Source organism: Streptomyces sp. NPDC039465 (genome assembly GCF_055639315.1).
In genome coordinates this window covers 36553-50887 of record NZ_JBVKAP010000009.1, presented here as the reverse complement: position 1 = coordinate 50887, position 14335 = coordinate 36553, and the positions used below count along the sequence as shown (strand labels likewise).

General features: G+C 73.7%; 13 protein-coding genes. 5 read left to right on the top strand and 8 right to left on the bottom strand.

Going from position 1 to position 14335, the window contains the following annotated elements; translation table 11 throughout:
* Positions 1-82: 82 nt before the first annotated feature.
* The 4 genes from ACZ7LT_RS27025 to ACZ7LT_RS27010 form a co-directional block, all read right to left on the bottom strand.
* On the bottom strand, positions 83-946 hold the full coding sequence (locus ACZ7LT_RS27025; protein ID WP_471238706.1) for an alpha/beta fold hydrolase: 864 nt from the start codon (positions 944-946) through the stop codon (positions 83-85).
* Positions 947-1069: 123 nt separating this feature from the next.
* Positions 1070-1312 carry a hypothetical protein gene (locus ACZ7LT_RS27020; protein WP_471238705.1) on the bottom strand — a complete coding sequence of 81 codons (243 nt, stop codon included), beginning with the start codon at positions 1310-1312 and terminating at the stop codon, positions 1070-1072.
* 56 nt (positions 1313-1368) lie between these two features.
* On the bottom strand, positions 1369-1872 hold the full coding sequence (locus ACZ7LT_RS27015; RefSeq protein ID WP_471238704.1) for an NUDIX hydrolase: 504 nt from the start codon (positions 1870-1872) through the stop codon (positions 1369-1371).
* 42 nt (positions 1873-1914) lie between these two features.
* Complete coding sequence (locus ACZ7LT_RS27010; RefSeq protein ID WP_471238703.1) at positions 1915-2649, bottom strand: D-Ala-D-Ala carboxypeptidase family metallohydrolase; 735 nt, start codon at positions 2647-2649, stop codon at positions 1915-1917.
* A gap of 182 nt (positions 2650-2831) precedes the next feature.
* Between ACZ7LT_RS27010 and ACZ7LT_RS27005 the strand changes: the two genes are divergently transcribed.
* Both ACZ7LT_RS27005 and ACZ7LT_RS27000 read left to right on the top strand, forming a co-directional pair.
* A complete protein-coding gene (locus ACZ7LT_RS27005; protein WP_471238702.1) occupies positions 2832-3407 on the top strand; it encodes a TetR/AcrR family transcriptional regulator in 576 nt (191 codons plus the stop codon).
* Entirely contained in the window at positions 3404-4816 is a 1413-nt protein-coding gene (locus ACZ7LT_RS27000) for an MFS transporter (RefSeq protein ID WP_471238701.1), read from the top strand. The genes ACZ7LT_RS27005 and ACZ7LT_RS27000 overlap by 4 nt, the downstream gene beginning before the upstream one ends.
* 12 nt (positions 4817-4828) lie before the next feature.
* Here ACZ7LT_RS27000 and ACZ7LT_RS26995 read toward each other — a convergent pair whose 3' ends face one another.
* Genes ACZ7LT_RS26995 through ACZ7LT_RS26985 form a run of 3 tightly spaced genes read right to left on the bottom strand, consistent with a single transcriptional unit; the run spans position 4829 to position 8894 of the window.
* Entirely contained in the window at positions 4829-6061 is a 1233-nt protein-coding gene (locus ACZ7LT_RS26995) for an NAD(P)/FAD-dependent oxidoreductase (protein ID WP_471238700.1), read from the bottom strand.
* Positions 6058-7461 (bottom strand): FAD-dependent oxidoreductase, encoded by a 1404-nt coding sequence (locus ACZ7LT_RS26990; RefSeq protein WP_471238699.1) that lies wholly within the window; start codon positions 7459-7461, stop codon positions 6058-6060. The genes ACZ7LT_RS26995 and ACZ7LT_RS26990 overlap by 4 nt, the downstream gene beginning before the upstream one ends.
* Complete coding sequence (locus tag ACZ7LT_RS26985) at positions 7458-8894, bottom strand: FGGY family carbohydrate kinase (protein ID WP_471238698.1); 1437 nt, start codon at positions 8892-8894, stop codon at positions 7458-7460. The genes ACZ7LT_RS26990 and ACZ7LT_RS26985 overlap by 4 nt, the downstream gene beginning before the upstream one ends.
* Before the next feature lie 398 nt (positions 8895-9292).
* Between ACZ7LT_RS26985 and ACZ7LT_RS26980 the strand changes: the two genes are divergently transcribed.
* Entirely contained in the window at positions 9293-10273 is a 981-nt protein-coding gene (locus ACZ7LT_RS26980) for a hypothetical protein (RefSeq protein WP_471238697.1), read from the top strand.
* A 168-nt stretch (positions 10274-10441) separates the two neighbouring features.
* A complete protein-coding gene (locus ACZ7LT_RS26975) occupies positions 10442-11866 on the top strand; it encodes an amino acid permease (protein ID WP_471238864.1) in 1425 nt (474 codons plus the stop codon).
* Between the two features lie 58 nt (positions 11867-11924).
* Here ACZ7LT_RS26975 and ACZ7LT_RS26970 read toward each other — a convergent pair whose 3' ends face one another.
* The gene (locus tag ACZ7LT_RS26970; RefSeq protein WP_471238696.1) at positions 11925-12698 is read right to left on the bottom strand and encodes a GntR family transcriptional regulator; all 774 of its coding nucleotides are present in this window, start codon (positions 12696-12698) and stop codon (positions 11925-11927) included.
* A gap of 297 nt (positions 12699-12995) precedes the next feature.
* Here ACZ7LT_RS26970 and ACZ7LT_RS26965 point away from each other — a divergent pair, with 297 nt between their 5' ends.
* The gene (locus ACZ7LT_RS26965; RefSeq protein WP_471238695.1) at positions 12996-14324 is read left to right on the top strand and encodes a DUF2252 domain-containing protein; all 1329 of its coding nucleotides are present in this window, start codon (positions 12996-12998) and stop codon (positions 14322-14324) included.
* The last annotated feature ends 11 nt before the right edge of the window (positions 14325-14335 follow it).

Genomic DNA, 14335 nt, shown 5'->3' with positions numbered 1-14335 from the left:
CGGGCCGCGCGCCCGGGGCCTCAGGGCGCGGCGCGCCGCACGCGCGCCGCGGCCCAGGCGCCGGATCCGGCGGTGGCCGCGCTCACCACGTGGTCCAGCTCAGGACCCGGGTGAGCACGCGCAGCGCCCCGAAGTGGGCCGCCCCGCGCTCCACCACCATCTCGGCGCGGGGGATCCGCTCGGCCAGCCAGCGGGTGTGCTGGACCGGCGCGAACACGTCCTTCTCGCCGTGCCACAGCAGCACGGGTGTCCGGATGTCCTCGGGCCGGAACTCCCAGTCGGTGGAGAACGACATCACGTCGTCCACCCAGCCGTCGGCCGAACTGCGCAAGCCCTCGGCGAAGTTCCGTACCAGCATCGCGCGGATTCCGCTGTCCGCCACGATCACCCGGTCCGGCTCCGGCAGCGCGCTGCGCATGTCCGCGATGGAGGCCGCCGGATCGGCTCGGATCGTCAGCGTGCGGAACTCCAGCGAGCCGGTGAGCTGGCGCCGCCCTGCCGCCGCGTTGAGGTACTCACGGACGTTCGACTCGGTCATGCCCTCGAACCAGTCCAGGCCCTTCGCGTCCCGGGGCGCGAGCCCGACCAGCGCGGCCGCCTTCACCGTCCGGTCCGGCAGCAGCGCCGCGCAGGCCAGCGCGTGCGGCGCGCCGCCGGAGCGGCCGACCACCGCGAACTCCTCGACGCCCAGGGCGTCGGCGATCGTCGCCACGTCGGCCGCGGCATGCGCGACCCGCCGCCCCGGCAGCCGGTCCGAATCGCCGTAGCCGGCCCGGTCGTACGTGATCAGGCGCACGCCCAGCCGGTAGAGCACCGCCGTGCGGGGGGCGGGTCCGAGCCTGCTGCCCGGCGTGCCGTGCAGCAGGAAGACCGGTCTGCCGCCGGGATCGCCGCGGTGTTCCACGGCGAGCTCCCGGCCGTCCTGAGTACGAATCAGCTCCGCCACCTGGTGCCTCCCCCGTACGACCGACACGCGGCCAGTATGGGGCGGATGAATGCGAAGGAACATACCGGCACCGGCCGAATAACCGGCCTTCGGCGGCGGGGCGGGAAAGCCGGCCCCGGCGGGCTACGCACAGTGGGCCGGGCCGGCCGCGCGCAGGGTCGACACCAGGCGCAGCAGATGCGCCTCGTTCCCGCTGAGTCCGGCTGCCCGGAGCGCCTCGTCGGCCTCGGCCATGGGGTGGGACAACACCAGCCCCGCCATGGGGGCGAGGCCGGGATCGGAGAGCACGGCCTGGGCGGTCTCCATGAGGCGGAGGTAGGCCTGGGCGGCGGCGCGCTCGGGGGCGGTGAGCGTCATGGTCGTCATGTCGGGCTCCTTGTCGACAGGTTGGCACCTCCCACCATGTCGTAAGGGTCTGACAATCAGCCTTCGTCCGGCCCGGGGCCCGCCCCGTCGCCCTGCCCGCCGAGGTGGCTGACCAGCCGGTCCAGGAAGACGCGTTGCCCCGCCACGAGCAGCGGAGCGGCCGCTTCCGGGGTGAACCAGCCCACCTTGTCGATTTCCGGGAAGTCCTGGAGGGTGCCCGAGCCGCGGGGCCATTCCATGGAGAAGGTGCCGGGGACGACCATGGTGGGATCGAGGTCGGCCTCCACGGCCCACACCGTGACGATCTTTCCGCCGGTCTGCCGGGCCTCGCCCAGGGGCACCGGCTCCCCGTCCGGTGCGGGCAGGCCCAGTTCCTCCTCGAACTCCCGTCGAGCGGCAGCCTCGGCGGGCTCGTCGGGGCCGTACTCGCCCTTGGGGATCGACCAGGCGGACACGTCGCGCGACGACCAGAAGGGCCCGCCCATATGGCCGATGAGCACTTCCAGGCCGTCGTCCGTCGTGCGGTAGAGAAGAAGACCCGCGCTGCGCTTGACCGGCATGCCGTCAAGTCTGGGCGAGCGCGGGTCTTTGTGCCAGTGGGCTCAGATGCCGCAGCTGCTCGCCGACCAGAACCGGCTCGCGCGGGTGTCGACATGGGTGTGGTCGCCGTGGCCCGGGTAGCCCGGCCCGAGGATCCCGTTGAAGCCGTGGTTACGGGCCTGCTGGGCCAGCCGGCACAGCGAGGGCGAGCCCGTGAGGTCGATGCCGTCGCCGTAGAGATGGCGGCTGTCGGAGGCGCCGCCGACCGCGTCGTTGCAGGCCCGCGAGCGGAAGCCGCTGGTGACGTTGATCGGCACGTCACCGAGCGCGTGCCGCATCGCCTCCAGCTTCCACATGGCGCGCAGGGCGTTGGACTTCGCGGTGGCCGCGCTCACCGCCCCGCCGGAGAAGTCGGAGTTGCACTTGTTGAGCTCGGCGTAGGTGAAGTGGACGGGGGTGCAGTCGGCGTCCTGGAGTGCGTAGATCTTGGCGAAGGTGGCCGGGCCCGCGACGCCGTCGGCGGTCAGCCCGTACGCCTGCTGGAAGCGGGTGACGGCCGCCTTGGTGGCGGGGCCGTAGGCGCCGTCGACGGCGAGGACCGCGCCGTAACCGGGATGGCCCGCGACCCGGATCTGCAACTGGGTGACGTCCGCGCCGGACATGCCCGAGGAGAGGGTGCGTCCCCAGGTGTAGCACTCGTCGGCGTGGGCGGTGCCCGTGGTGGCGACGGTGCCCGTGAGGGCCGCCGCGATCACCATGACCATGCCGAGCAGGATTCGTGTCGTACGCCGGACCATGACACCTCCGTGTCGTGAGCGGGCCCGGAACGGGGCCGGGGAGACCCGTCTCCGGATGTGGCATGAGCATGGCGCTGCCCGGCCCTGCTGGTCAACGGCGCGCGGAGAGCGGCACAGGACCTGACCTCTGGCGGGTCGATCGTGCGTAGACACTGTCTACTCACTCCTGGTAGACAGTGTCCATGAACGATCACGACATGGATCTGAAGGCCCGTCTCGTACAGGTCGGCGTCGACCTCGTGACGGAGGAGGGCGCCGGGCCCCTGACCCTGCGGGAGATCGCCCGTCGGGCGGGTGTCTCCCACGGGGCGCCCCGCCGCCACTTCCCGACCCACCTCGACCTGCTGTCCGCCATCGCCCGCCGCGGCTTCGAGGAACTCGCCGCCAGGGCCGCCGAGGCGACCGAAGGGCGACCCGACCCACGGGAGCGGCTCACCGCCCTGGCCCGTGTCTACCTCGACTTCGCCCGCACCCGCCGCGGCATGTTCGAGCTGATGTTCCGCCACGACCTGCTGGAGAGCGGCCGCCTGGGCCTGCGCGACACCAGCCTGCCGCTCTTCGCCACCCTCACCGAGCTGGTGGCCGCGCTCCGTCCGGACCAGGACCCGCGCGTCCTCGCCGGGGCCCTCTGGGCCAATCTGCACGGCGTCGCCCAGCTCTGGGGCTGGGGGAGCCTGCGCCTGGCCACCGGCACCGACGACGTCGAACCCCTCCTGCGCGCCACGCTCGACGCCCATCTGGGACCGGCCGCCCGATGACCCCCGCACCCGCACCCGCCCCCGCCCCCGCCCCCGAAGCCGTCACCGAAGACGGCCCGCGCTCCAGGCGCCACCAGCGTCTCGTCCTCGCCGGAAGCATCACCGGCGCCGTGATCGTCGCCGTCGACGGCACCGTCCTCACCATGGCCCAGCCCACCCTCCAACGGGACCTGGACGCCTCGCTCGCACAGGTCCAGTGGACCAGCACCGCCTACCTCATCGCCGTCGCCGGGCTGCTCGTCCTCGCCGGCCGCCTCGGCGACCGCTACGGCCACCGCCGCCTCTTCGCCGTCGGGATCCTCGGCTTCGCCGCCACCTCCGCCGCCCTCGGCCTGGCCCCCGGCATCGGCTGGGTCATCGCCCTGCGCGCCGCCCAAGGTGTCTTCGGCGCGCTGCTGCAACCCGCCACCCTCGGCATGCTCCGCGCCGTCTACCCCCGCGACCGGCTCGGCGGCCCGCTCGCCCTGCGGACCGGCGCCATCGGCCTGGCGGCCGCCGCCGGACCCCTCATCGGCGGGGCGCTCGTCACCCACGCCGGCTGGCGGTCCGTCTTCCTCATCGGCGTCGTGCCCGCCCTCGCCGCGGGCCTCCTGGCCCTGGCCGTACGGATACCGGAGCCTTGCCCCACCACCCCCGCCGGCCTCGACCTGCCCGGCGCGGCGCTCCTCGCGGCGGCCCTCATGTGCCTGGTGCACACCCTTGTCACCCTCCCGCAGGCAGGCCGGCCCGCGGCCACCGCCGCCGGGTTCGCCGCCACGGTCCTCGCCGCCGCGGCCTTCGTCCACCGTGAACGCCGCACCACCAGCCCGCTGATCCCCCCGAGCGTGCTGCGCACGACCGCCGTCACCCACGGCCTCGGCGTGCTGCTGTGCGCGTCGGCCGCCCTGTTCGGCGCCCTCTTCCTCGCCACGTACCTCCTTCAGGACGTCCTCGCCCTGGACCCGCTCACCACGGGGCTGTGGATGCTCCCCCTGGCGGTGACGATGGTCCTCTCCGCACCCGCCTCCGCCGCACTTCTGCGCCGCCAAGGGGCGCGCCTCACAACCGTCGCGGGCATGATCCTGCTCGCGCTGGGCGCCCTCGCGATGTCCCGGCTCGACCAGGGCTCCGGCGCACTGGCGACCGGCGTCTGCTGCGCCCTCCTGGGCGCGGGCTTCGGGACGGCGATGGTCACCGCCACCACCGTCGTCGTCCAGCGGGCACCCCGGGACGCGGCCGGGGTCACCGGCGGACTCCAGCAGACCGCGATGAACACCGGCCCCGCCGTCGGCGTCGCCACGGCCACGATGCTCACCGGTCTCACCGCACCCGGCCCCACCCTGGCCGCCCTCGCGGGCATCGCCCTGCTCGGCGCGTTCCTCGCCACCCGGCTGCCGGACCGCGAGCGCCGCGGCCGGACCCGTCCCTGACCGCGACCCGGCCTACACCACACCGATCACGACGGGCCCGCCGTCCAGGTCGACCCGCGCCGTCCACCGCAGCGGCAGCCGCATCGACCGCGACGGCGAGACCGGACCCAGGACCCGCCCGCGGTGCAGCGGCACACCGTCCTGAACGACCGTCACCACCGGGTTCATGAGCGGCGCCCCGGACCGCAGCAGCATCCGCCCCGCGCCCGGCCCCGTGACCCGGTTCGGCGACACCCACACCAGCGGTGCCCGTACCACCAGCGGCGGGCCGGGCACCGGCCACGGCGCGCCCGACAGATGGGCGACGACCTGATCGGCCGCGGCGGCGCCCTCCGCGGCCGCGGTGGAGGCGCGTTCGACGCCCCGGAGCACGTTGCCCACCGCGAAGACGCCCGGCTCGGACGTACGGAACGACGCGTCCACGGCAGGTCCGCGGGTGCACGGGTCCAGGGCGAGACCGCCGTACCGGGCCAGTTCGTGGTCGGGGATCCAGTCGCCGGTGAAGACGACGGTGTCGCAGCCGACGACCCCCGAGCGGCCGTCGGCGTGGCGGATGCGGACCCCGGACAGCCGGCCGCGGCCCAGCAGTTCGGTCACCTCGGTGCCGGTGAGCAGCGGAGGCGGGGGAGCGAGCGGCCCGCCCCCGGCCCGGCCCGCGCCGAGCACCCCGGCCGTAGTTCCCGCCCAGGCGCTGCGCGGCCGCTCGGTGACCACCGCCACCACCCGCGCCCCCGCCCGCCGCAGTGTGCGCACCGCGTGGAACGCCACCGGCTCCGCGCCGACCACCACCGCACGGCGGCCCACAGGCTGCCCGTACAGATGGACAGCCTGCTGCAACTCGCCCGTGGTCAGCACCCCGGCGGGCCGGGCACCGGGCACCAGCCGGGCGCTGCGCGGCCGTTCCCGCGCGCCGGTGGCGAGGACCACGGCCCGTGCCGTGATCCGCTCAAGACCGCCCGGCCCGGTGACCTCCAGCGTCAGCGGCCCGTCCCAGCCGGTGGCCGACACGCCGGTCCGCACCGTGGCCCCGAACCGCACGGCCGCATCGGTGAGCCTCCGCGCGTACACCGGCCCCTGGAGCCACCCGCCGAAGCCGCCGTGGTGGCAGTGCCGGGGCACCCCGCCCGCCTCGGACTCCCGCTCCAGGACCTCCACCCGGCCCGCGCCCAGCGCCGCCAGTCGCGCCGCCGCGGCCAGACCCGCGGGCCCGGCCCCGATCACCAGCACGTCGACCGTACGGTTCACTGCCCCGCTCCCGCCTGCTCGAACAGCGCCTGGACCGCGGGTCCGCAGGAGAACCCCTGGCAGCGTCCGCCCCGGGCGCGGGTGCGCCGCCGCAACCCGTCGAGCGAGCCGGGCGGGATCGCCCCGGCCAGCGCGTCCCGGATCTCGCCGCGGGTCACCCGCTCGCAGTGGCAGACGATCCTGCCGTAGTCGGGATCCGCCGCGATCATCTCGGCACTGCGGTACGGGCGGGGGAAGGCCTCGCCCAGATTCGGCATCCGCACCGGCGCGAGCTCGCGCGCCCCGCCGAGCGGCAGCCCGCCCTCACCCAGCAGATCCACCACATGCGCGGCGATCGCCATCGACGCGGTCAGGCCCGTCGAGCGGATCCCGCCCACCGTCACACAGCGCTGCTCCGGCCTGGCGACCATCCGGTAGTCGTCGTGCTCGGTGGCGGCCCGCAGCCCCGCGTAGACCGCCGTGACCTCCTCCGCCAGGAGCGCGGGCAGGATCCTCCGGCCCTTCTCCCGCAGCTGGGCGAGGCCTTCGGCGGTCGAACCGGTGGCGGTCTTGTCGTCCAGATCCTCGGCGGTCGGGCCGAGCATCACGTTCCCGTACACCGTCGGCGAGACCAGCACCCCCTTGCCCAGCGCGCCCGGCACGGGCAGCAGGATGTGCCGCACCAGCGGACGGGCGAACTTGTCGAAGACGATCAGCTGGCCGCGCCGCGGCGTCACCGTGAAGTCCGCGTGCCCGAGCAGCCGGTCCAGCTCGTCCGCGTACAGCCCGGCCGCATTGACCAGATGACGCGTACGCAGCACGCCCCGCGATGTCCCGAGCGTATGCGGCTCACCCGAAGTTATTGTCCGCACCCGGCAGTTGAGATGGAGATCGACTCCGCCGCGCACGGCCTGCGTCGCGTACGCCAGCGTCGTCGTCCAGGGGCAGATGATCGACTCACCGGGTACGTGCAGCGCTCCCAGGGCCCCCGGGCCGAGACCCGGTTCACGGGCCCGCACCTCCTCGGCGTCCAGGATCCGGGCCGCGTCGTAGCCGTTCCGCACCGCCTTCCGCGCGAGTACGGGCAGGGCCGCCAGCTGCTCCTGGTCCCAGGCCACGAGCAGCGCGCCGAGCGGCTCGACGGGGATGCCGCAGTCGGCGGCGTACGCGGCGAGCATCCGCTGCCCCTCCCGGACGAGCCGGGCCTCAAGCGAGCCCGGCACCGCGTCGAAACCGGTGTGCAGGATCGCGGTGTTCGCCTTGGAGGTGCCCTCGCCCACGTCGTCGGCGGCCTCGACCAGGGCCGTACGCAGCGGCAGCCGGGCCAGCTCGCGGGCGATCGCGGAGCCGACGACACCGGCGCCGACCACGGTGACGTCGTACACCTCCTCCGGGAGCGGCCCGGCCGTGGTGACCGTCATGCCGGACCGTCGACCAGCGCCGCCACCGCTGCCCGGAACCGCCCGAGCCGCTCCGCCGCCCGCTCCGGGCCGATCCGCGGCTCGTAGACGGCCGACGGCCGCCACGGCGGCACGGCGTCGCCGAGTGCCAGACCGCGATCGTGCCCGAGCCGGGCCACCGCACCCACACCGAGCGCCGTGACGTCCGGCAGCGCCGAGACCTCCACGGGGATCTGGAGGAGGTCGGCCTGTGTCTGCATGAGCAGCGTCGAGCGGGTCAGCCCGCCGTCGACGCGCAGGGCGCTCAGCGGCGCGCCCAGGTCGGCGGCGGCCGCGTCCGCGAGCTCCACGACCTGCGCTGCGATGCCGTCGCACAGCGCGCGCACCAGATGGCCGGCGGTCGTGTCGAGGCCGAGACCGGTGACCGAGCCGCGCAGATCGCCGCGCCACCACGGCGCGGCGAGCCCGGCGAGCGCCGGTACGAACGTGACACCGCCCGCGTCCGGCACGCTCGCGCCGACGGGGTCGATGTCCTCGGCGCCGGACAGCACGCCGAGGTCGGTCAGCCAGCGGACGGCCGAGGCGGCCGTGTACACCTGCCCGTCCAGGCAGTAACTGGTCCGCCCGGCGATCCGCCAGGCCACACAGCCGACCAGGCCGGAGCCGCTGCGGCGGGGGAGCGGACCGGTCTGGGCGAGCAGGAACGCCCCCGTGCCGTAGGTGCACTTGGCGACGCCGGGCTCGGTGACGCTCTGCGCGAGCAGCGCGGCCTGCTGGTCCACCAGCAGCCCGGTGAGGGGGAGTTCGGGCCCGAAGGCGGAGGTGGTGCCGACCAGGGTGTCCGCGTCGACGACCGCCGGCAGCCGTTCGTCGGCCAGGCCGAAGACGGCCAGGGCTTCGTCCGACCAGGCGACCGTGTCGAGGTCGAGCAGCTGGGTCCGCCCCGCGGTGGCGGCGTCGGTGACGAACGCGCCGGTGAGCCGGTGTACGAGCCACACGTCGCTGGTCGTCACGACCCCGTCCCCGGTCAGGTGGCGGCGTATCCAGGCCATCTTGGGAGCGGCGAAGTACGGGTCGAGCGGCAGCCCGGTCCGTTCGCGCAACGCCTCGGCGTACGAAGCGAGTTCGGCGCAGAGCTGCTCGGCCCGCCGGTCCTGCCAGACGATCGCGTCGGTGAGCGGCTCGCCGGTGGCGGGGTCCCAGGCCAGGACGGTCTCGCCCTGGTTGGCGAGTCCCACCGCCACGACCGGCTCACCCGCCTCCGCCAGCGCCTGGCGGCCCGCGGCGACGACCGAGGCCAGCAGCTCACGCGGATCGACCTCGACCCGGCCGCCCGGCAGGTACCGGGGCCGTACGGGCGCGGACCCGGAGCCGATGACACCGCGCCGGGGACAGATGACCAGTGCCTTGGTGCCCGATGTGCCCTGGTCGACAGCGAGCACGGGGCCCGTCATTACCACTCCCGTTCCTGGTGTCGGCATACGTGGGAAGACGCTTGATCGTCGGCGGAAAGCCTTCATCAGCCGGACGGGCGGCGTCAAGGATCCGCCGTGTCAAGACCTGAGCTGACGTAAAGTCAAATTCAGCCGATGGCTTGATAGTTGCGTTCGAACGAGAATCCGGATGCGTAGGCGCCATCGGCCTCTATAGTGATCGCCGATCAACGGCGAGTGACGCCGCCGGGGGTCAACGCCAGGACTCCGCCGAGCAGTTCGGGGCTCCTGACGTCGGCGCGGCCGCAGCGCGGCGACCGCACGCCGTACCGACCCACCCCCCATGTGATCCGAGGACCGATGCCCACGACCACCGCACGACCACCACGCCGCCACCGTCCGCCGACCGGGACGGGGTGATGGGCGGCAGCCAGTTCCGCCCCGTCTACCACCCCGCGGGCCATGACAACGCCCTGCGGGTCGCCGTCCAGGACCTGCGCACCGGCCGCTGGGTGTCGATGGCGCAGCTCCTCGCCCGGACGCCCGACTGGGGGCTGTGGACCCAGCGCACACAGGTCCTGGCCGCCGTCGCCGCCGGATCCGACGTCGTCCAGGCCTGGCGGGCCGAGGAACCCCACAGCCTCGCCGCGGCCGTGATGCACACCCGCGTCACCGTCGAACGGGCCGTACGCGCCCACCGCGGCGGCCATCCGCGCACCCGCGAACTGTGGCAGGAGGCGTGGGAGGCCTGCCGGCTCACCGCCCACGCGGCCCCCGCCGACCCCGTGCCCTGGGTCTGCCTGCTGGCCCTGTCCCTCCTCGACGAACAAGGTCAGATGGAGGAGCACCGCCTCGCACCGCCCGGCCCGATGCTGCCGCCCGGCCCCTGGGGCCTGCTCGCCGAGGCCGACAAGCGCGACCCGCACAACCGCGAGGCGTACCACCGCATGCTCCAGTTCATGTACGCGCGCAGCCGGGGCCCGCTCTCCGAGGCCTTCAACTTCGTCCAGTGGGCGGCCGGTTCCGCCCCCGCCGGCTCGGCCCTGCACGTCCTGCCGCTCTACGTCCGGGTCGAGCGCTACCGCCGCGAACGCGGCCAGGAAAGGGCGCTCGACCTCCACTGGGTCGCCGAGGACGCCGTACGCGACGCCCAGCACGCGCTGGACACGTGGTTCCTCCTCACGGCGACGGACCTGGCCTCCCCGCTCGACCTCAACCACCTCGCCCACGCGCTGTGGGGCGCGCTCCACTTCGGCGACGCGGCCCGCGTCTTCGAGGCGATCGGACCGTACTGGACCACCCACCCCTGGGCCTTCCGCACCCGCGACCCCGCCGACCAGGCCCTCGCCGAGGAGGTGTTCGTACGGGCCCGTGCCCGAAGCCTCTCCGGCCGCGGCTGAAACCCCCGCACCCCCCGTGCACCACCGTCCCCCGTGCTCACCACCCCCGGAGGTACCACCGTGTCCCGCACCGCATGGGCCGCCCGCCGGCCATCCCAGGCCGCCGCTCCGCAGGACGAGGAGGAGCGGCTCAGAGAACTGGGCTACCAGCCCGTCCTCGCCCGCAGGATGGGAGGCTTCGGCAACTTCGCCATCAGCTTCTCCGTCATATCCGTCCTCTCCGGCTGCATGACCCTCTACGGCTTCGGCCTCGGCACCGGCGGGCCCGCCGTGATGATGTGGGGCTGGGTGGGCGTCGGGCTCTTCGTCCTCTGCGTCGGCCTCGCCCTCGCCGAGGTGACCAGCGCCTACCCCACCTCCGGCGCGCTCTACTACATGGCCGACCGGCTCGGCGGCCGCCGCTGGGGCTGGTACACCGGCTGGCTCAATCTGCTCGGTCTGCTCGGCGCGATCGCCGGCATCGACTACGGCGCGGCCCTCTTCACCGGCGCCTTCCTCAACCTCCAGTGGGGGTTCGAGCCCACCCCCGGCTCCACCTTCCTGATCTTCCTGTGCATCCTGCTGCTGCACGCCACGCTCAACCTCTTCGGCGTCCGCCTCGTCAGCGTCCTCAACTCGATCAGCGTCTGGTGGCATCTGACCGGTGTCGCCGTCATCGTCGGCGCCCTGGCCCTCGTCCCCGACCGTCACCAGTCACCCCAGTTCGTCTTCACCGAATTCGTCAACGACACCGGCTGGGCCAACCCGTTCTACGTCGCCGCGATCGGTCTGCTGCTGGCCCAGTACACCTTCTCCGGCTACGACGCCTCCGCCCACCTCTCCGAGGAGACCTCCAACGCCTCCGTTTCCGCCGCCAAGGGCATCGTCCGCGCCATCTGGGTCTCCTGGATCGCCGGATTCGCGCTGCTGGCCGGGCTGACCTTCGCCATCCAGGACTACGCGGCCACCCAGGGCAGCGCGACCGGCGTCCCGCCCGCCCAGATCTTCCTCGACGCACTCGGCTCCGGCGGCGCCACCGCCCTGCTGCTCGTCGTGATCGTCGCGCAGCTCTTCTGCGGCAACGCCGAGGTCGCCGCCGCCAGCCGGATGGTCTTCGCCTTCAGCCGCGACAACGCCCTGCCCGGCTCCGCGCTGTGGCGCAAGGTCAGCGGCCGCACCCAGACGCCCGTCCCGGCCGTATGGCTCTCGGTCGTCGTCGCCGGTGTGCTCGCCCTGCCCTCGCTCTACTCCGCCACCGCCTATGGCGCGGTCACCGCCATCAACGTCATCGGCATCACCCCCGCCTACGCCATCCCCATCTATCTGCGGCTGCGCGCCGGTGACCGCTTCCAGCCGGGGCCCTGGAGCCTGGGCCGCTGGAGCAAGCCCATCGGCTGGACCGCCGTCGTCTGGGTGGCACTGGTCACCGTCCTGTTCTGCCTGCCGCAGAAGTCCCCCGTCACGGTCGACTCCATGAACTACGCCGTCATCGCCCTGGCCGTCGTACTGGTCCTGGCCAGTGTCTGGTGGTACGTCGCCCGGCGCTCGTACGGCACCCCGTCCGCGTACGGCAACGCCCGCGAGCAGGCCGAGATCGCCGAGGGCATCGTCTGACCGCCCCTTCGGACCGGCCTCCTCCGGCCCGCGCGGCGGCCCCCGCTCCGGGGGCCCGTCAGCCGGAGAACTCGTAGGTCCAGTCCGCCGCGTGCGCGGCGAAGTCGATGTCCGTGATCTCCAGCGCGTGCCCGTGCTGGTCGCTCACCACCCGGTGGACGGCCAGCCGGGCACCGCCCGCCTCCGGCCCGCGCACCAGCCCGCCCGCCCGGCCGATGGAGTCCGGCTGCTGCACCCCGATCGTCTCCCGCCTCGTCAGCCGCAGCCCCGCCTGATGCATCCAGTGGTACAGCAGCCGCAGATCGGGCTGCTGGTCGCAGTCCTTGCCGCGCCGGTAGCGGCGCAGCTCCGGGATCTCGGCGAGGGCGTGGGCGGAGAACCGGGAGACCGACCGCTGCACCGGAGTGCCGCTCGGCGTCAGGACCCGGTGGTGGTGGACGAGCGTGGGCTCGCCGGGCGCGAGCGAGAGCTGCGCGGCCAGGTCCACGGCCGGGGCCTCCCAGGTGAGCCCCGCCCTGATCAGCGCGCCCGTGGCCTCCGTACCGCCCGGGAAGTACTGCTGGCCCGGCGTCAGGACCGGTCCGCGCGCCTCGTGTTCGCCGCTCGCGGCGAAGGTGCCGCGCCGGTCGGTGACGACCAGCCGCTGGTCCCGCAGGAGCTGGAGGGCGCTGCGGACGGTCTGGCGGTTGACGCGGAAGCGGTGCGCCATCGACCGCTCCGAGGGCAGCCTGCTGCCCGGCGGGATGCGGCGGTGGGTGAGATCGTCCCGCAGGGCGGTGGCGACCCGGAGGTACAGCGGAAGCTCCGTACGGTCGTGATCGGGCTCAGCCATGATCAACCTCTCTTCGGCTCTTCGGTCCGTGCGCTGTTCTTCGCTCAGCGTAACCGCTTGGCCCGTATGGGTGATCAATCTCTATCATTGGTCTAAACCTGTTTGGAAGGGCTGCCCCAGAGTCTGGCCGAAAGTGCGGCCGGCAGCGGGCCAAGGGCCCCATGAACACGGGCCTGCTACCCCGCCGCTCCGGATGCGAACGCCCCGTCATGGCCATTTACTGGGTCCAGACGAGCGCCCAGGAACGCACCCGAGTGAGGGAAGTTCCGGATGTGGCGTGAGAGGCGGGTGAGACCGATGCTGACGCCCTCCGAGCGGGCTGCGCGCGGACGAGCCGCCCGTAAGACCGTCTCCCGGTCCTCCCACGGCCGCTGGATACCGGCCCCGCACCGCCCCGACCCCGTGACCGTGCTGGAGAAACAGGCCGCCGGCCGGCTCCCCGGCCTGCTGCCCGTCCGCTACGGCCGCATGGCCGTCTCGCCGTTCGCCTTCCTCCGCGGCGCCGCCGCCCTCATGGCCGGCGACCTCGCCGCCCAGCCCCACACCGGCCTCACCGTCCAGCTCAGCGGCGACGCCCACCTCCTCAACTTCGGCCTCTACGCCTCGCCGGAACGCGCCCTGCTCTTCGACCTCAATGATTTCGACGAGACCCTCCCCGGCCCCTTCGAATGGGACGTCAAACGCCTCGCCGCCAGCGTCGCGGTGGCCGCCCTGCAGAACGGCAGCACCCGCGCCAAGGCGCAGGCCGCCGCCCGCGTCGCCGTCGAGTCGTACCGCCTCTCCGTCCGCCGCCTCGCCGCACTCGGCGAACTGGACGTCTGGTACGAACGCATCGACGCGGCCGACCTGCTTCCGCTCGTAGGCCGCTCGCGCAGACGCCGCGTCGAGGCCACCCTCGCCCGCGCCCGCCGCCGCACCAGCCTGCACGCCCTCGGCAAGCTCACCGAGGAGACCGACGACGGCCGGCGCATCATCGAGGACCCGCCCCTCCTTGAACGGGTCGACGGCGTCGACCGCACCGGCCTCGGCAAGATCTTCAGCGACTACCGCAGCTCCCTCTCCGAGGAACGCCGCGTCCTGCTGGACCGCTACCGTTTCGTCGACGCCGCGGCCAAGGCCGTCGGCGTCGGCAGCGTCGGGACCCGCTGCTTCGTCCTGCTGCTCGAAGGACGCGACGCCGGCGACCCCCTGTTCCTTCAGATCAAGGAGGCGGGAGCATCCGTCCTCGAAGAACACCTCGGCCCCGGCCCCCACACCCACCACGGCCACCGTGTCGTCGCCGGACAGCGCCTGCTCCAGGCCGCGAGCGACATCTTCCTCGGCTGGATGACCGGACCCGAGGAACGCCACTTCTACTGGCGCCAGTTGCGCGACATGAAGGGCACCGCCGAGGTCGAGGCGATGCCCCCGTCCATGCTCCGTGAATACGCCGGGCTGTGCGGCCGCGCCCTCGCCCGGGCCCACGCCCGCTCCGGGGACCGGATCGCCGTCGCCGCCTACCTCGGCGGCTCCGACACCTTCGACCGCGCCGTCGCCGACTTCGCCATCCGCTACGCCGACCAGAACGCCGACGACTACGCCGCGCTGACCGCCGCCGGCACGATCAGCGCGGCGCCGGACGTCTGAGCGCGCGCGTC